17 protein-coding genes are annotated in these 15,754 nt (G+C 69.4%); 4 read left to right on the top strand and 13 right to left on the bottom strand.

All coding sequences use genetic code 11. The features are described from left to right. Positions 1-9: 9 nt before the first annotated feature. A complete protein-coding gene (locus MAE01_RS01930; RefSeq protein ID WP_147037859.1) occupies positions 10-1,263 on the bottom strand; it encodes an MFS transporter in 1,254 nt (417 codons plus the stop codon). 173 nt (positions 1,264-1,436) lie between these two features. On the opposite strand from MAE01_RS01930, the gene MAE01_RS01925 reads away from it, so the two are divergent. Next, complete coding sequence (locus MAE01_RS01925) at positions 1,437-1,733, top strand: protein BatD (protein WP_147037858.1); 297 nt, start codon at positions 1,437-1,439, stop codon at positions 1,731-1,733. Positions 1,734-1,755: 22 nt separating this feature from the next. On the opposite strand, the gene MAE01_RS01920 is transcribed toward MAE01_RS01925, so the two are convergent. Genes MAE01_RS01920 through MAE01_RS01910 form a run of 3 tightly spaced genes read right to left on the bottom strand, consistent with a single transcriptional unit; the run spans position 1,756 to position 4,363 of the window. Beyond that, positions 1,756-2,934 carry an acetyl-CoA C-acetyltransferase gene (locus MAE01_RS01920; protein ID WP_147037857.1) on the bottom strand — a complete coding sequence of 393 codons (1,179 nt, stop codon included), beginning with the start codon at positions 2,932-2,934 and terminating at the stop codon, positions 1,756-1,758. Then, positions 2,931-3,584 (bottom strand): CoA transferase subunit B, encoded by a 654-nt coding sequence (locus tag MAE01_RS01915; RefSeq protein ID WP_147037856.1) that lies wholly within the window; start codon positions 3,582-3,584, stop codon positions 2,931-2,933. The genes MAE01_RS01920 and MAE01_RS01915 overlap by 4 nt, the downstream gene beginning before the upstream one ends. Positions 3,585-3,586: 2 nt before the next feature. Further along, positions 3,587-4,363, bottom strand: coding sequence for a CoA transferase subunit A (locus MAE01_RS01910; RefSeq protein WP_147037855.1), 777 nt, complete (start codon positions 4,361-4,363; stop codon positions 3,587-3,589). A gap of 104 nt (positions 4,364-4,467) precedes the next feature. Here MAE01_RS01910 and MAE01_RS01905 point away from each other — a divergent pair, with 104 nt between their 5' ends. Then, positions 4,468-5,256 (top strand): IclR family transcriptional regulator, encoded by a 789-nt coding sequence (locus tag MAE01_RS01905; protein ID WP_147037854.1) that lies wholly within the window; start codon positions 4,468-4,470, stop codon positions 5,254-5,256. Between the two features lie 14 nt (positions 5,257-5,270). On the opposite strand, the gene MAE01_RS01900 is transcribed toward MAE01_RS01905, so the two are convergent. The 9 genes from MAE01_RS01900 to MAE01_RS01860 all read right to left on the bottom strand — a co-directional run bounded on the left by MAE01_RS01900 (position 5,271) and on the right by MAE01_RS01860 (position 13,944). Beyond that, the gene (locus MAE01_RS01900) at positions 5,271-6,179 is read right to left on the bottom strand and encodes an alpha/beta fold hydrolase (RefSeq protein WP_147037853.1); all 909 of its coding nucleotides are present in this window, start codon (positions 6,177-6,179) and stop codon (positions 5,271-5,273) included. Next, positions 6,176-6,928, bottom strand: a complete 753-nt coding sequence (locus MAE01_RS01895) for a 3-hydroxybutyrate dehydrogenase (RefSeq protein ID WP_147037852.1) — start codon at positions 6,926-6,928, stop codon at positions 6,176-6,178. Before MAE01_RS01895 ends, MAE01_RS01900 begins: the two co-directional genes overlap by 4 nt. Beyond that, a complete protein-coding gene (locus MAE01_RS01890) occupies positions 6,921-7,628 on the bottom strand; it encodes a TetR/AcrR family transcriptional regulator (RefSeq protein ID WP_229718200.1) in 708 nt (235 codons plus the stop codon). Before MAE01_RS01890 ends, MAE01_RS01895 begins: the two co-directional genes overlap by 8 nt. After that, on the bottom strand, positions 7,612-9,177 hold the full coding sequence (locus MAE01_RS01885; RefSeq protein WP_147037851.1) for a class I adenylate-forming enzyme family protein: 1,566 nt from the start codon (positions 9,175-9,177) through the stop codon (positions 7,612-7,614). The genes MAE01_RS01890 and MAE01_RS01885 overlap by 17 nt, the downstream gene beginning before the upstream one ends. Continuing rightward, entirely contained in the window at positions 9,174-10,271 is a 1,098-nt protein-coding gene (locus MAE01_RS01880) for a branched-chain amino acid ABC transporter permease (RefSeq protein ID WP_371861752.1), read from the bottom strand. Before MAE01_RS01880 ends, MAE01_RS01885 begins: the two co-directional genes overlap by 4 nt. 86 nt (positions 10,272-10,357) lie before the next feature. Continuing rightward, entirely contained in the window at positions 10,358-11,236 is an 879-nt protein-coding gene (locus MAE01_RS01875) for a branched-chain amino acid ABC transporter permease (RefSeq protein WP_147037849.1), read from the bottom strand. Beyond that, entirely contained in the window at positions 11,233-11,943 is a 711-nt protein-coding gene (locus MAE01_RS01870; RefSeq protein WP_147037848.1) for an ABC transporter ATP-binding protein, read from the bottom strand. The genes MAE01_RS01875 and MAE01_RS01870 overlap by 4 nt, the downstream gene beginning before the upstream one ends. Next, positions 11,940-12,734 carry an ABC transporter ATP-binding protein gene (locus MAE01_RS01865; protein ID WP_147037847.1) on the bottom strand — a complete coding sequence of 265 codons (795 nt, stop codon included), beginning with the start codon at positions 12,732-12,734 and terminating at the stop codon, positions 11,940-11,942. The genes MAE01_RS01870 and MAE01_RS01865 overlap by 4 nt, the downstream gene beginning before the upstream one ends. Positions 12,735-12,753: 19 nt before the next feature. Further along, entirely contained in the window at positions 12,754-13,944 is a 1,191-nt protein-coding gene (locus MAE01_RS01860) for a substrate-binding domain-containing protein (RefSeq protein ID WP_147037846.1), read from the bottom strand. 130 nt (positions 13,945-14,074) lie between these two features. Between MAE01_RS01860 and MAE01_RS01855 the strand changes: the two genes are divergently transcribed. Together MAE01_RS01855 and MAE01_RS01850 are read left to right on the top strand one after the other, a co-directional pair. Continuing rightward, on the top strand, positions 14,075-14,518 hold the full coding sequence (locus tag MAE01_RS01855) for a MarR family winged helix-turn-helix transcriptional regulator (protein WP_147037845.1): 444 nt from the start codon (positions 14,075-14,077) through the stop codon (positions 14,516-14,518). Then, entirely contained in the window at positions 14,515-15,747 is a 1,233-nt protein-coding gene (locus tag MAE01_RS01850; protein WP_147037844.1) for an MFS transporter, read from the top strand. Before MAE01_RS01855 ends, MAE01_RS01850 begins: the two co-directional genes overlap by 4 nt. Positions 15,748-15,754: the final 7 nt, after the last annotated feature.

Genomic DNA, 15,754 nt, shown 5'->3' with positions numbered 1-15,754 from the left:
GTCCCCAGGCTACCGAGTGCGCGGCCGGGTGCGGCTGGCGAACCAGTTCAGGATGCCGGCGACGAGCACGATCGCCGCCGCACATGCAGGCAGCATCAGCGCCGGGGCGGTGCCGAAGGTCTGCGCGATCTCGCCCGTGACGGCGGAGCCGATCGACTGGCCGACGATCACGGCTGATCCGAGCATGGTCATCACGGTCGCCGACCTGCCCAGCGGACTTCGGGCGGCACCGAAGCTGTACTGCGTCACGAGCGTCGGGCCGATGCCGATGCCCATGACCGCCAGCACGGCGGCCATGCCGGCCGGAGACTCGACGAAGCCGAGCAGCAGGGAGCCGAGCAGCAGGATGGCGGCGAACACCAGCCAGCGGGACCGCAGCGAGAAGCGCGGCGGCAGCCAGGCGACGCCGAGTGCGAGGATCGCGGATCCGACGCCCATGACGCCGTAGAGCAGCCCCGCTTCCTCCGGCGCTCCCCTGTCGGCCATGAAGGCCGTGAGCGAGGTCAGCGTGGCGCCGAAGAAGAGCCCGACGCCGAGGATGCCGATGACCACGACGAGCAGTTGCGGACGGAACAGCTCCGACGTCGCGGACGGCGCCCGCCCGTCGCTTCCCCGCTCCGCTGAGACGTGACGCCCGCTCGGATGCAGCGCGAAGGCCCCGACGAACGCGACCGTGAGGGCTGCGGCGCCGATCAGGGGTGCCCACGGCGCGATCCAGGACCCTGCGATGCCGACGAGGAACGGACCGAACACGAACACGGTCTCATCCGCCGCTGATTCGTACGCCATGGTCCCGGAGAGCGTGCGTGCGCGCTGCGGTTCCGGCATCCGCTCGTTGATGATCGCGACCAGTCGCGATCTGGACATCGGCGCTACCTGCGGCGCGGTCGCGCCGATTCCGAAGGCGGCGAGCAGCACGAGCGGGTCCACGGCGGCGCTGTAGACGACGAGGGTGAAGACGATCAGCATGGCGCTGTTGGCGATCGCGAGGATCACCAGGACGGCGCGCTGGCCGAAGCGGTCGGCGGCGGCACCGAGCAGCGGTCCGAAGCAGGCGGTCCCGATGCCGACCGCGGCGGACGTGAGACCGCCGAGCGACAGCGACCCGCGGGCCGAGACGACGACGGTGAGGACGCCGACGACCATCATGGCGAAGGGCAGACGCGCCACGAATGCGATCAGGAAGTAGGGAAGCCCGGCGGTGCGGAGCAGGCTCGCCGATGCGGGCCCTCGGGAAGGGGCGGATGCGTGTGTCTGGGTCATCGCTCTCGCGCGCCCGAACGGCGCGGGATCAGGTGCCGCCGCTTTCCGCCGGGATGCCGACGGCCGGTAGATACACAGCTTCGGGCGCTCGCGCGCCGCGTCGATCTTAGCGATCCTCGCTGAGTGTTTCCAGGCCTTTCTCGTGCGAGAACGGATGCCGGTAGCGTGGGGCCATGCGCTACCTCTTCAGCACCGGACTCGTCGCAGCGATCTCGGCAGGAGTGCAGTTGCTGCGCGGCACGCGCGACGAACCCATCACCTGGCGGTCCGTCATCTCCTGGTTGAGCTGGGGAATCACCCTGGCGCTCGCGATCGGCGCCGTGGTGGACATGCGACGTGAGCGTCGCGGCGACCACGTAGACGCCGACTCGCCGCAGTCGGTCAAGAAGGCGAAGAAGGCCCAGCGCCTGCAGTTCCGGTCGCAGAAGGCGCTGAGCGACGCCCAGGGACACGCCAAGGACCGCCGCTGACGCGACGGCCCACAGCCTGCGCTCACCGGGTGAGGATCAGCGCCTCGCCCTGACCGCCGCCGCCGCACAGTCCCACCGCGACGGTGCCCGTCCCGCGCTTCGCGAGCTCGTGCGCCATGTGCACCACGAGCCGGTTCCCCGAGGCGCCGATCGGGTGACCGATCGCGATGCCGCCTCCGTGGATGTTCACGATGTCGCTCGAGATGCCCAGCTCGGTCTGCGAGCGTGCGACGACCGCGCCGAAGGCCTCGTTGATCTCGACGAGGTCGAGGTCGGCGGCCGTGATCCCCTGCTTCTCGAGAGCGCGGGCGATGGCCCGGGCGGGCTGCGCCTGCAGCGAGTTATCGGGTCCGGCGGTCTGACCGCTCGCGCCGATCGTGGCGAGTACCGGCCACCCCTGGGCCTCGGCGTTCTCGCGGGTCGTGACGACGACGGCGGACGCGCCGTCGGAGATCTGAGACGAGTTGCCCGCCGTGATCGATCCGCCCTCGGCGAATGCGGCGCGGAGCTTGCCGAGCGTCTCGACCGTCGTGTCCGGGCGGACGCCCTCGTCGCGGTCGACGACGATCGGCTCGCCACGGCGCTGCGGCACCTCGACGGCGACGATCTCGGTGTCGAACGCGCCGGCGTCTGCACCGGCGGCGGCACGCTGGTGCGACAGGGCCGCCACCTCGTCCTGCGCCTGTCGGGTGAGCTCGAAGCGCTCGTTGTGGCGCTCGGTCGATGCGCCCATGCTCTCCTGGTCGTACGCATCCGTGAGCCCGTCGTGGGCCATGTGGTCGAGCACCTCGACCGTGCCGTACGTCCAGCCGTCGCGAGAACCCATCAGCAGGTGCGGAGCGCGGGTCATGGACTCCATGCCCGCGGCGACCACGGTTGTGGCATCCCCGGTGCGGATCATGCGCGCGGCGTCGATGATCGCGGTGAGACCGGACAGGCAGACCTTGTTGACGGAGTGCGCCGGGACGTCCCAGCCGATGCCTGCGCCGATGGCCGCCTGACGTGCCGCGTTCTGGCCGGAGCCCGCCGCCAGCACCTGGCCGACGATGACGGCGTCGATCGCGGACGGGTCGATGGATGCCTGCGCCAGGGCGCCCTTGATCGCGAAGGAGCCGAGCTGCGGAGCGGTGAACGACGCGAGCTGCCCCTTGAGGCGCCCCTGCGGGGTGCGTGCCGCGGCGACGATGACGATGTCGCTCATGAGATCTCCTTCAGTTCGTCCGCCACGATCAGAGGCGGTTCGGTCGCGTCGATGACCTGCTGAACGCTGACTCCTGGCGCGGTCTCGACGAGGACGAGTCCTTCGTCTGTGACGTCGATCACGGCGAGGTCGGTGATGATGCGGTGCGCCACTCCCCTGCCGGTCAGCGGCAGCGAGCACTCGTTCACTATCTTCGCCGATCCGTCCTTCGCGACGTGCTCCATGAGGATGATGAGGCGGCCTGCGCCGTGGACGAGATCCATCGCGCCGCCGGGGCCCTTGACCATCTTCCCCGGGATCATCCAGTTCGCGAGGTCACCGGTGGCGGAGACCTGCATGGCCCCGAGGATCGCGGCGTCGATCTTGCCACCACGGATCATGCCGAAGCTCGTCGCGGAGTCGAAGAACGCCGTGCCCGGGAGGGTCGTGACGGTCTCCTTGCCGGCGTTGATGAGATCGGGATCGACGGCGTCCTCGGTCGGGTACGGGCCGACCCCGAGGATGCCGTTCTCGGACTGCAGCACGACCGTCACACCGTCGGGCACGTAGTTCGGTACGAGGGTCGGCAGCCCGATCCCGAGGTTCACGTAGGAGCCGTCGGTGAGTTCGGCGGCGGCGCGCGCTGCCATCTGCTCGCGGGTGAGTGCCATGATCAGGCTCCTTCCGTCTTGGTGACCGTGCGGCGCTCGATGCGCTTCTCGATGTCGGTGCCGACCTCGACGATGCGGTGGACGAACACACCGGGCAGGTGCACGCGGTCCGGGTCGATCTGCCCGGGTTCGACGAGCTGCTCGACCTGTGCTATGCAGATCCGGCCCGCCATGGCGGCGAGCGGGTTGAAGTTGCGCGCGGCCTTGTTGAAGACGAGGTTGCCGTGGCGGTCGCCGGCTGCGGCGTGCACGAGTGCGAAGTCGGTGGTGATGGCCTCTTCGAGGACGAAGTCCTTGGCTGTTCCGTCGACGTCGAAGGAGCGCACGTCCTTCACGGGCGAGGCGACCGCGATCGAGCCGTCGGCGTTGTAGCGGCGCGGCAGACCGCCCTCGGCGACCTGCGTGCCGACGCCGGTCTGGGTGAAGAAGGCTGCGATACCGGATCCGCCGGCGCGCAGCTTCTCGGCGAGGGTCCCCTGCGGGGTGAGTTCGAGTTCGAGTTCGCCGGAGAGGAACTGCCGCTCGAACTCCTTGTTCTCGCCGACGTACGACGAGGTCATCTTGCGGATGCGCTGGGCGTTCAGCAGGATGCCGAGGCCCCAGTCATCGACGCCGCAGTTGTTGCTGACGATGCTGAGATCGGTCGTGCCCTGCGCGAGCAGCGCCTCGATCAGCGCGATCGGGTTGCCGGAGAGCCCGAACCCTCCCACGGCCAGGGACGCACCGTCCTGGATGTCGGCGACGGCTTCGGCGGCCGATGCCCATTGTTTGTCGATCACGCAGCACTCCTTCGTGTGAGGTCTTCTTCCAGCATCCGCCCTCGTCATCCCGGGCCGAAGCCCGGTCTTGCGATGTGGGCGATTCTGAGGGTAGCGTCCACATTATGGACACCCCAGGGCGCTCGGTTCCCGGCGCGCAGGCCGTCGCGCGCGCGTCGCGCCTGCTGCGTCTGGTCACTGCCGGCGGAGAGGACGGCGCGACGCTGCAGTCGCTCGCGCAGGCGGCCGATCTGTCCCGGTCGACCACCCATCGCCTTCTCAGCGCGCTGCGCGCAGAGGGGCTCGTCGATCGCGACGAGGAGAGCGCCAGATGGATGCCGGGACCCGAGCTGTTTCTCATGGGATCCGTGGCCGCGGCCCGGTACGACGTCACGGCGCTGGCACGCGATATCGTACGATCGCTCGCCGTCAAGACGGAGGAGAGCGCGTTCCTCTCGGTGCGCCGCGCCGACGAGACCGTCTGCCTGCTGCGCGAGGAGGGTTCGTTCCCGATCCGGTCGTTCGTGCTCAGCGAGGGCGTGCGCTTTCCGCTCGGCGTCGCCAGCGCGGGGCTTGCGATCCTGTCGTTCCTGCCTGACCACGATGTGGATGCCTATCTCGAGCGTCATCCCGAGCTCAGCGAGCGCTGGGGACGCACTCACGGGCTCGCTCCGCTGCGGCGACGGCTGGCCGAGACCAAGGAGCGCGGCTACGCCGTGAACCCCGGCCTGATCGTCGAGGGCAGCTGGGGCATGGGTGCCGCGGTCTTCGACCGCAGCGGTCGCCCGGAGTGGGCGCTGAGCCTGACCGGCGTCGAGTTCCGGTTCGGCCCCGATCGCCTCGCTCAGCTGGGGCGGACGCTGATGGCGCACGCGCACCAGCTCTCCTCCCGGATCGCCGGCGCGCGCCGCTGAGTGCGGTCCGCCGGTTACGCCCCGACGACTCCGATCGCCGACTGCACGAGCGGCGCGAGCGCTGCGGCGCCGCGGTCGCTCATGACGATCGTGTAGTGGTTCAGGCCGTCGATGTGGCGATGGCTGATCTCCGGGTGCTCGGCGAGCAGCCGGTCGCGGTGGGCCGGCGGGTACAGGCCGGGCTCCTCGTTCTGCAGTCCGCGCGGCACGGTGACGAACAGCGTCGGGTGCGCGAGGTGTGCGAGGGCGTCCGCGAGCGCGGTCCCGAGGTTGAGATCGGCGGTGTCCTCAGCGGCGGTCTGGTAGCCCGTCGCCGGGCGGAACCTCTCCCCGTCGGGCAGCAGGTCGTACGCGATGTAGCGCTCGAGCGCCGGGCTCCAGTCGGCCTCGAACGCCGGGTGGTGCCGCCAGAACACCTCGGTGTACTCGTCGACGTCTTGCCAGCGCTTCGACAGACGGTCGGCCGTGGGCCCCAGGATGATCGAGACCAGCTCCTCGGGCGCGACGCCCGCGGGGACGTCGAGCGGGAGACCGCCGTCGATGAGGATCAACTGTTGAACCCGCTCGGGGTGCAGGTGCGCGAGCACAACGGCGACGAACCCGCCCATAGAGTGGCCGATGACGGGAACTGCGGTAAGCCCGAACGCATCCAGGACGGCGAGCATGTCGGTCGCGTGCGCGGTCATGCCTGCGGGACCGTCGATGCCGCTGCTGGCACCACGACCGCGCAGGTCGGGGGCGATCACGCGGATGCCCGGCAGCTGCTCGACCAGGAAGGGCCAGGCCAGGTGCGAGGACGTGACGCCGTGGATCGCGAGGATCGTGGGGGCGTCTTCCGTGCCCTCCGCCGGATCCCAGACGCCGACCCGCAGGTCTCCGCCTGACACCGGGATGTCGACGGTGCGGTAGGTGTGCGTGCTCATCGTGAGGTCCACCCGCCGTCCATCGTGTAGGAGGCGCCGGTGACCATCGCGGCGTGGGGCGAGGCCAGCCAGCCGGCGAGCGATGCGACCTCGGTCGCGTCGACGAGGCGCTTGATCGCGCTTTCGGTGAGCATGATCTTCTCGACGACTTCGCTCTCCGGGATGCCGTGGACCTTCGCCTGATCGGCGATCTGCTTCTCGACCAGTGGTGTGCGCACGTAGCCGGGGTTGATGCAGTTGCTCGTGACGCCGTGCGGACCGCCCTCCAGCGCAGTCACCTTCGACAGCCCCTCCAGTCCGTGTTTGGCGGCGACGTAGGCGGCCTTGAACGGGCTCGCGCGCAGCCCGTGCACGCTGGAGATGTTGATGACGCGGCCCCAGCCGCGTTCGTACATGCCGGGAAGCGCGGCGCGGATGAGCAGGAACGGCGCTTCGAGCATGATCCGCTGAATGGCCCGGAACGCGTCGGGGTCGAACTCCGCGATCGGACTGACCCGCTGGATTCCGGCGTTGTTGACCAGGATGTCGGCTTCCAGCGTCAGGGCATCGAGTGCGCCCGTGTCGGACAGGTCGACCGCCCACGCCTCGCCGCCGAGCGCATCTGCGTGCTCTTCGGCCGCGTCCCCGTTGAGGTCGGCGATCACGACGTGCGCACCGCGCGAGGCGAATTCCTGCGCACAGGCGAGTCCGATCCCGCTCGCTCCCCCGGTGACGACGGCGCGGCGGCCCGCCAGGTCCTGCTCAGTCATCGTCGCTCTCCCTCTCCTGCATGAGTGTCGGCGTGCCGGCCGTGTGGGGCCGGAGCGCGTTGCCGATGAAGCGCGTCATGCCGTCGATGACGGCGTCGTCGATCCGTGCGGGCGGACGCCCGTCGGCATCCCGCTCCCAGAGCAGGTAGCGCATGCCGATCAGCTCTCCGGCTCCCATGAGTGCCCACGCCGCGACCTCTGGGTCGAGCGCGGGGTCGACGTCGCCTTCCCGCTGCGCGGCACGGAGCCCTGCACGATACCCCTCGACGATGCGCTCGTAGTGGATGCGCAGCGTGGCAGGCGAGACGAACTCGGCCTCCCGCACCACGCGGTAGAGCGCGGGATGCGCCGCCGTGAAGCGGAAGAAGCCCTCGAACCCGAGACGCTCCGCCTCGATGCGGTCGGTGGCCTGCGCCATCGACTCGGACATCGAGTGCCGCACCCTGCGGTTCAGGTCGATCACGAGCGCCTCGAAGATCGTCTGCTTGCTGTCGAAGTACAGGTAGAAGGTGCCCAGGGCCACGCCGGCGCGCTCGGTGATCTTCACGATCGACGCCTCGTGGTACCCGAGATCGGCGAAGACCGCCTCGGCGGCCTCGAGCAGCTTGCGCCTGGTCGCCTCGCCGCGCTTGGTCAGCGGGCGTCCTGTCGCGGGCGAGACCAGCTCGTCCGCGCTCATCGTGTCAGCGGACTCGTCCATCAGCATCCTCTGTCTCTCGCTCTGCTGTCAGCTGTGCGGCCATCGCGCGGAGTCTGGCGCGGGCGACCTTCTCGATCGTGGAACGCGGCAGTTCGTCCAGGAAGACGACGTGGGCCGGAAGCTTGAAGGCCGCCAGCCGCTCACGTGCGAATGCCAGCAGTTCATCGGCGGACAGCGCGTCGCGGGCGACGACGAACGCGACGCCGCGCTCCCCCCAGACGCGGTCCGGTGCGCCGACGACGGCGACCGAGCGGACCAGCGGGTGCTCCCCCAGCGCCTGCTCGACCTCGGCCGGGGCGACGTTCTCGCCGCCGGAGACGTAGATCTCCTTGAGCCGGTCGACGATCCGGTAGATGCCGTCGCCATCGCGATGCGCGAGATCGCCCGTGCGCAGCCAGCCCTGCGAGCGGGCTCTGGCCGTGGCATCCGGGTCGTCGAGATACTCCGCGAAGGTGCCGGGGCCGCGCACCCACAGCTCTCCGGTGGCCGCACCGGCCAGTGGCAGGCCGCTGGCGACGTCGACGATGCACACGTCGACGGAGGGGTACGGTCGTCCCACCGTCCCCGGGTGCGCTGCGAGTTCGGCAGCGGGAAGCGCCAGCACGTTCGGGCCGGCCTCGGTGAGTCCGTACCCTTGTGTGAGGGCGACTCCCCGCGCGGCCCATGCCTCGACGAGGTCGACCGGCATGGTCGCCCCTCCGACGAGCACGTGGCGCAGTGACGACAGATCGGCATCCGCCCATCCCGGCGTCTCCATCAGCATGCGGTACTGGGTCGGCACGCCCATCATGGTCGTGACCCGTCGCTCGCAGATCAGTTGCAGCACCCGCCCCGGCTGGAAGGACCGCTCCAGCACGACGGTGGCCCCGCTCCACCACGCGAGCAGCGGCTGCACGTTCCAGGCCGCGACGTGGTACTGCGGCAGCATCGCCAGGACGACATCGGTCTGGATCATCGGCATGGTCTGCGACAGCGCCATGTTGGTCCAGAAGCAGTTGGCGTGGGTGAGGACGACGCCCTTCGGCGCCGCCTCGCTGCCGGAGGTGTAGATCACCAGCAGTGGATCGTCGTCGTGCACGGCGCGGGATGCCACGGCCCCTGCCGCGGGCGGCACAGAGGTCTCGACGCCGGTGACGCCGAGGAACACGTACGCGGGGGCGTCGTCGCCGAGCGTGCGCAGCGCGGCACCGGCGAGCGCGACGTGCTCGTCCTCGACCAGCACCAGCTCCGGTGCGCTGCGCCTGATCAGTTCGGCGAGTTCGGTGGGAGTGAGCCGCCACGACAGGGGGATGAAGGCGATTCCGAGGAACGCGCAGGCGAAGAACGCCACGACGTGGTCGGAGGAGTTGCCGGAGACCGTCGCGATCCGCTGGCCTGGGCCGTACCCGGCATCCTTCAGGCGCTGCGCCAGGCGCTCCGCCCGCGCGGCCAGGGTCGCATAGTCGAGTGCCACACCGCGATCGTCGATCGCGATCTTCCCGGGATGCGAGGCCGCGCGATCGCGGAGCCACCTCCCGACCGTGTGCGGTCCGTCGACTTCCGCGATCATCGCACGCTCACCTCGGCCTCGACCGACTCGCTGTCCTCCAGCGCGCCCAGCGACCCGGGTGCAGCCGCTGCGGCGCCACGGCGGCGGCGCAGACTGTCGACGGTTCCGGCAATGCCGCCGGGCAGGAACATGACCACAAGGATGAACAGTACGCCCAGCAGGAACAGCGGCTCCGAGAGCGGGATGCGCAGGAAGTCGGGAAGGGCCTGGATCCCCTCGGCCCTGGCGAGCACAGTGAGCCGCTGGTCGAGGATCGTGTAGAGCACGCCGCCGGCGATCGCGCCCCACCGGAATCCGACGCCGCCGAGCACCACCATCACCAGAACGGTGATCGTGAGGTCTGCGCCCACAGCACTGGGCTGGGTGCCCGACTGCAACAGCAGGTAGGCGATGCCGGCCAGGCTCGCGCACAGGGCGGCGATGACGAAGACGATGAGCTTCGCCCTGGCCGGGCGCAGGCCCAGCACCTGGACGCGCAGCTCGTTCTCGCGCGCCGCCGCCGCGAGGTGGCCGAGGCGGGACTTGTCGACCCAGAGGACGATGAGATAGACGAGCACGAGCACGATGAGCGCGAACCAGTAGAGGTTGCGGGTGTTGATCACGCCGACCAGCCAGTCCGGCACGCTGTCGGTGTGCAGGCCGAGGCCCTCCTCACCGCCGGTGATCGCCTGGTTGCGCCTGACGAGCACGGATCCGGCCTGCGCGAACGCGAGGGTGACCATCGCGAACGGAATGCCGTTCACCCGCATCGCGACCGCGCCGGTGACCAGTGCGATCACCATCCCGCCGATGAGGGCGACGAACACGCCCTGCCACAGCGGGAGAGCGAAGGCGTCGAGCAGGATGCCGAGGCCGTACGCTCCGGCGCCGAAGTAGAGGGCGTGCCCGAACGACAGCATGCCGGCCGATCCCAGCAGCAGGTTGTACGACAGCGCCAGGGCGGCGAACACCATGCACAGCGAGAGCAGGGCCAGCGAGCCCGGCGTGTAGGTCGGGCCGGGCAGGATGCCGGGCAGCGAGAGATTCAACAGCGGCAGGATCGCCATCACGATGACGAGGACGACGCCGACGACGACGGGTGCGAGGGACTTCAAGATCGGACCCTGAGCGGGGCCCACGCGCCCCGGAGGCTCCGGGCGGCGCGGAGCGCTGTTCGGAGTGGGGCGTGGGGATCGAAGGGTCATGATGCCTTCCTCCCCATGAGGCCCGCAGGACGCACGAGCAGGACGACGGCGAGCAGGATGACGACGATGAAGTCGCCGGTGCCGCCGAGATAGGTGTTGGCGACCTGCTGCAGGACGGCGACGAGCACCGAGGCGATCGCCGCGCCCGTCAGCGAGCCGAGCCCGCCGACCACTGTGACGATGAACGCGAAGATCAGCAGGGCCGAACCGAGATGAGCGGAGACGTAGGTCATGGCGTGCATGGCCAGCACCCCGCCTATACCGGCCGCCGCGCCGCCGATCGCGAACACCAGCGTGAACGAGCGGCGCACATCGATGCCGAGGGCGGTGACCATGGCGCGGTTCTCGACGCCGGCGCGGATGATCATGCCGTAGCGGGTCTTCTTCAGGAAGAGCACGAGGCCGGCGAGCACGAGGGCCGCCGCGATGATCAGCACCCAGTACTTGTTCGGGATGCTGGCGCCGAGGACGTCGGTCGTGCTACCGAGCCACGACGGGCCGGTGATGTTGATGGCATCCGTCCCCCAGATGCCCTCGAACAGGGCGATCGCGGCGAACGAGAGGCCGACGGTCACGAGCACCTGCTCGATGTGCCGTTCGTACAGGGGTCTGATCAGGATGAGCTCCGTCAGGGTGGCGAACACCGCGCCGACCACGGCGCCGACGAGGATCGAGAGCAGGAATCCCGGCCAGGTGTCGGCGCCGATCGCCTGCGCGACCGCCCAGCCGACGAAAGCGCTGAGGGTCAGGAACGCGCCGTGCGCGAAGTTCAGCACGTGCATGAGGCCGTAGATGAGGCTCAGGCCGCTGGCCACGAGGAAGTACAGGGCGCCGAGGCCGACTCCGATGATGAGTGTGAGGATGAGGGCGCTCACTGGTGCACCTCCGCGCTGACGCCGAGAAGTCTTCGGGTGAGGTCGGGGTCGTCGAGGATCTCGTTCGCGTCTCCGGTGTGCACGACGCGTCCGCCGGCGATCACGACGGCGCCGCTCGCGAGCTGCCGGACGACTTCGAGGTTCTGCTCGACGAGCAGGACGGGAACGGTTTTGGCTGCTTCTGCCAGCGCCTCCGCGACCTCCTGGACGATCTTGGGCGCGAGACCCTTGGTGGGCTCGTCGACGAGGATGATCCGGTTGTCGTTGAGGAGGGCGCGGGCGACGGAGACCATCTGCTGCTGCCCGCCCGACAGTGTGCCGGCGCGCTGGTCGCGTCGCTGGACGAGGTCGGGGAAGAGTTCGGCGACGAAGTCGTGGCGCGGTGCGCGCTGGCGCTCCGCGAGGGCGAGGTTCTCGGCGACGGTGAGGCCTGCGAAGACCTCGCGATCCTCGGGGACGTAGCCGACGCCGCGCTGGACGATCTTGTGCGTGGGAAGGCTGTCGATCCGCTCCCCTTCGAGGAGCACCTCGCCGCGCCTCGAGATCAGACCCAGGATGCCGCGCAGCGTCGAGGTCTTGCCGACGCCGTTGCGACCGAGAACGGCGGTGATGCCGGTGGCGGGGACGTCGAAGGAGACGTCCTCGACGACCTGCTGGCCAGCGATCGAGGCGCGCAGGGATCGCACCTGCAGGATGGGGTCGGTCATGCTGTCGCCCCCGTTCCGAGATAGGCGCTCTGCACTGTCGGGTTCTCCATGATGTTCTGCGGGGTGTCCAGGGCGATGATCGTGCCGAAGTACATCACCGCGACCAGGTCCACCAGGCCCATGAGCACATCGATGTGATGCTCGACCATCAGCACCGTGCAGCCGCTGGCGCGCTGCATCTCGCGGATGTTCTCCACGAGGCCGGCGACGTCGCCTGAGGCGACGCCTGCCATCGGCTCGTCGAGGAGGACGAGCCGGGAGTCGGTGGCCATCAGCGACGCGATCTCGAGCTTGCGCTTGTCGCCGTGGCTGATGTCTCCGGCCGGCGTGTCCAGCCGGTGTGCGAGTCCGACCTGCTCGAGCACCTCGATCGCCTGCGCGGTCGCCGCGTCCTCGCGACGCGGGAACTTCAGCAGTGAGTAGCTGCCCCCGTGGGCGGCCTGCACGGCCACCCGGACGTTCTCGAGGATGCTGAGCCTGGGGAAGAGACTCGATGTCTGAAACGTGCGCCCCAGTCCTGCCCGAGCCCGCTTCGGGACGGACAGTCCGGTGATGTCGTCGCCGTCGAGGAGGATCCGGCCGGCTGTGGGCCGGATCACGCCCGAGATCGCGTTGAACAGCGTGGTCTTTCCGGCGCCGTTCGGTCCGATGACCCCCACGAGGGAGCCGGGTGCGATGTCGAGGTCGACGTCCTTGAGGATCGTCGCTCCGCCGATCTGGAGACCGAGGCCCTCGACGCGCAGCGCCGCACCTTCCGGTCTGCGCTCGGACAGGACTGGGGTGTCGTTCATGGAGTGCTCAGCCTTCCGATCACGGAGCGACGTCGGCGGCGTCGACCGTGGCGACGAGCTCGGGCACGAATCCCGAACCGTCGGCGACGAGCTTCGCCTGGTACATGTCCTGCAGGAGGGCGTGGTCCTCGGCCCGCACCGTGTTGGTGCCCTTCGGTCCCTCGAACTCGAAGCCCTCGAGAGCGGTGATCATGGCATCCACGTCGCCCTTGCCCTCTCGCACGGCCTGCACGAGCATGATCGCGGCGTTGAAGCCGTCCGGGCTGAACAGGTCAGGCGTGCCGCCGGCGGCCTCGATCGCCTCGACCATGGCGGTGTTGACCTCGTTGTCGGGCGCTGCCGGGAAGTAGTGGTTCAGGAAGTTGATCTGCTCGCTCGCCTCGCCGTACGCGCCGAACGTCGCGGCGTCACCGAGGCCCGTGACCACCGGGATGTCCTCGAGCACGCCCTGCTGGCTCATCGCCTGCCACATGGCACCGGAGGTCGCGCCGGCCCATGCCACGAACACGAGGTCGGGCTGAGCGCTCAGCACCTGCTGCGCGAAGGGGGTGAACTCGGTGACATCTTCGGCGACGAGCACCGGGGTGACGGTCGCGCCCTGGCCGCCGAGGATCGCCTCGACGGCGGCGACGTTGCCCTGACCGAAGGCGTTGTTCTGCGCGAACACGGCGACCGTCTTGCCGTCGATGTCGTCGAGGAATGTACCGGCCGTGGCGACGTCCTGTGCGGACTGGCGGCCGGAGCGGAACGTGTACTCGTTGATGCCGGTGACGGCGTCGGCGGCCGCCGGCCCGGAGATGAACAGCACCTTGTTCTGCTCGGCCTGTTCTGCCATCGCGAGCGCGACGCCGGACGAAGCGCTGCCCAGGAGCACATTGACTCCGTCGCCGATGAGCTCCTTCGCGGCGGTCACGGCGGTGTCGGGGTCGCCGGCATCGTCGCGGTACTCGATGGTGATCTTGGTGCCGTCGACCTCGTTCGTGCCGTCGGTCGCGTAGTCGAGGCCGGCCTTGAACGCGTCGAGGTACTGCTTGCCGTAGCCGGCGAGCGGACCGGTCTCGCTGGTGATGACGCCGGCGACGATCTCGGCGGGGCCATCGCCCTCGCCTTCGCCGCCGCCACCGGTCGCGGCCTGCGGCGCACAGGCCGCCAGAACGAGGGCGGCCGTGGCGACCACGGAGCCCAGGAGCAACTTCTTCGAAACTCGCATGTGAATGCCTTTCGCCCTTGGAAGGTCTTGATGCTGAACCTGAAAGCTGATTCAGGTTACTTGAACTGTAAACGGAGTGCTGCATTGGGTCAAGCGCACAATACATACCATGCGGTATATAGTTGATGGTATGAATCGTGATGAGGTCATCTCGTCGATCGTCGTCTCGGCGCACGCCCTGGCGCGGATCGCCGCACAGGATGCCGCGAACGACGCCCCTGCCGCCCAGTGGCGCGCCCTCACGCTGCTCGAGCGCGAGTCCGGCCAGCGGGTCGGCGCGCTCGCGCGGGCATCGCGCACGACTCAGCCGGGAATGACCCGGCTGATCGGCGATCTCGAGCGCGCCGGGCTCGTGACCCGCTCCCCCGATCCGTCGGATTCGCGGGCGATCGTGGTCGACATCACGGCGGCAGGTCACAACGCGCTGACGGACTGGCGCGAGTCGTTCCGCGTCACGCTGGCCCCGCGCTTCGCGGATCTGGATGCCGCGGACTGGGAAGCGCTTCATCGTGCGGCGGAGATCCTCGCCGCACACAGCATCGAACAGTCCTCGCAGAATGGAGAACGCGAATGAACAAGGCCGAGACGACGGCATCGATCTGGCGTCAGCCGGCGCAGGTATGGGCGGTGGCGTTCGCGAGCGTCGTGGCGTTCATGGGCATCGGGCTTGTCGATCCGATCCTCCCGGCCATCGCCGACTCCCTGGCGGCCACGCCCACCGAGACCGAGCTGCTCTTCACCAGCTACCTGCTCGTGACCGGGCTCGCCATGCTCGTCACCAGCTGGATCTCGAGCCGGATCGGTGCCAAGGCCACCCTGATGATCGGACTCGCCCTCATCATCGTGTTCGCCCTCGCGTCCGCCCTGAGCGGCAGCGTCGACGCGATCATCGGCTTCCGCGCCGGGTGGGGCCTCGGCAACGCGCTGTTCATCTCGACGGCGCTCGCAACGATCGTCGGGTCGGCTTCCGGGGGAAGCGGCGCGGCGATCGTCCTGTACGAGGCGGCACTCGGACTCGGCATCGCCATCGGCCCGCTCCTGGGCGGCCTGCTCGGCGAGGTCAGCTGGCGCGGTCCGTTCTTCGGCGTCGTCGTGCTCATGGCAATCGCGTTCATCGCGGTGCTCACGCTGCTGCGCGGCCCCGCTGAGAAGCGTGAACCGGTGCCGTTCTCGGCGCCGTTCAAGGCGCTCGGCCGCCCGGCGCTGGCGATCCTCGCGGTCGCGGCCCTGTTCTACAACATCGGGTTCTTCGTCCTGCTCGCGTTCTCGCCGTTCCCGCTCGGCTTCGGCGCGATGGGCATCGGGCTGACCTTCTTCGGCTGGGGTGTCGCGCTGGCGATCACCAGCATCTGGGTCGCGCCCTGGATGATGCGGCGCATGTCGCGCACCGCGATCATCCTCACCGTGCTGCCGCTGCTCGCCGCCGACCTCGTCGCGGCCGGTTTCGTCGCAGAGACGGCACCCGCACTGGTGACCTTCATCATCATCGGCGGACTGCTGCTCGGCGTCATGAACACGGTCCTCACCGAAGCCGTCATGGAGGCGACCGACCTGCCGCGCTCTGTCGCATCGTCCGCGTACTCTGCCGTGCGCTTCATCGGCGGCGCGATGGCTCCGCCGATCGCCGCACTGCTGTGGCACGCGTTCAACTCCACCGTTCCGTACCTGTTCGCCGCGGCGTCCGTGCTGATCGCGACGCTCACCGTGTTCCTGGGGCGGAAGGTCCTCGCGCGCATCGACGACGAGCCGGCGGACGCTCTCACAGAGGACGCCGAGGCGATCACGGTCGGCGACGCCGGCTGAGCCGTTC

The sequence above is a fragment of the Microbacterium aerolatum genome (assembly GCF_007988825.1).
Taxonomy (GTDB): domain Bacteria; phylum Actinomycetota; class Actinomycetes; order Actinomycetales; family Microbacteriaceae; genus Microbacterium; species Microbacterium aerolatum.
This window is presented reverse-complemented; position numbering and strand designations above follow the sequence as displayed.

Coding starts and splice junctions, on each gene's coding strand:
- MAE01_RS01915 (WP_147037856.1), bottom strand. CDS start 3,584: ATGGCACTCACCCGCGAGCAGATGGCAGCGCGCGCCGCCGCCGAACTC.
- MAE01_RS01850 (WP_147037844.1), top strand. CDS start 14,515: ATGAACAAGGCCGAGACGACGGCATCGATCTGGCGTCAGCCGGCGCAG.
- MAE01_RS01920 (WP_147037857.1), bottom strand. CDS start 2,934: ATGAGCGACATCGTCATCGTCGCCGCGGCACGCACCCCGCAGGGGCGC.
- MAE01_RS01905 (WP_147037854.1), top strand. CDS start 4,468: ATGGACACCCCAGGGCGCTCGGTTCCCGGCGCGCAGGCCGTCGCGCGC.
- MAE01_RS01870 (WP_147037848.1), bottom strand. CDS start 11,943: ATGACCGACCCCATCCTGCAGGTGCGATCCCTGCGCGCCTCGATCGCT.
- MAE01_RS01885 (WP_147037851.1), bottom strand. CDS start 9,177: ATGATCGCGGAAGTCGACGGACCGCACACGGTCGGGAGGTGGCTCCGC.
- MAE01_RS01895 (WP_147037852.1), bottom strand. CDS start 6,928: ATGACTGAGCAGGACCTGGCGGGCCGCCGCGCCGTCGTCACCGGGGGA.
- MAE01_RS01930 (WP_147037859.1), bottom strand. CDS start 1,263: ATGACCCAGACACACGCATCCGCCCCTTCCCGAGGGCCCGCATCGGCG.
- MAE01_RS01925 (WP_147037858.1), top strand. CDS start 1,437: ATGCGCTACCTCTTCAGCACCGGACTCGTCGCAGCGATCTCGGCAGGA.
- MAE01_RS01855 (WP_147037845.1), top strand. CDS start 14,075: ATGAATCGTGATGAGGTCATCTCGTCGATCGTCGTCTCGGCGCACGCC.
- MAE01_RS01860 (WP_147037846.1), bottom strand. CDS start 13,944: ATGCGAGTTTCGAAGAAGTTGCTCCTGGGCTCCGTGGTCGCCACGGCC.
- MAE01_RS01865 (WP_147037847.1), bottom strand. CDS start 12,734: ATGAACGACACCCCAGTCCTGTCCGAGCGCAGACCGGAAGGTGCGGCG.
- MAE01_RS01900 (WP_147037853.1), bottom strand. CDS start 6,179: ATGAGCACGCACACCTACCGCACCGTCGACATCCCGGTGTCAGGCGGA.
- MAE01_RS01890 (WP_229718200.1), bottom strand. CDS start 7,628: ATGGACGAGTCCGCTGACACGATGAGCGCGGACGAGCTGGTCTCGCCC.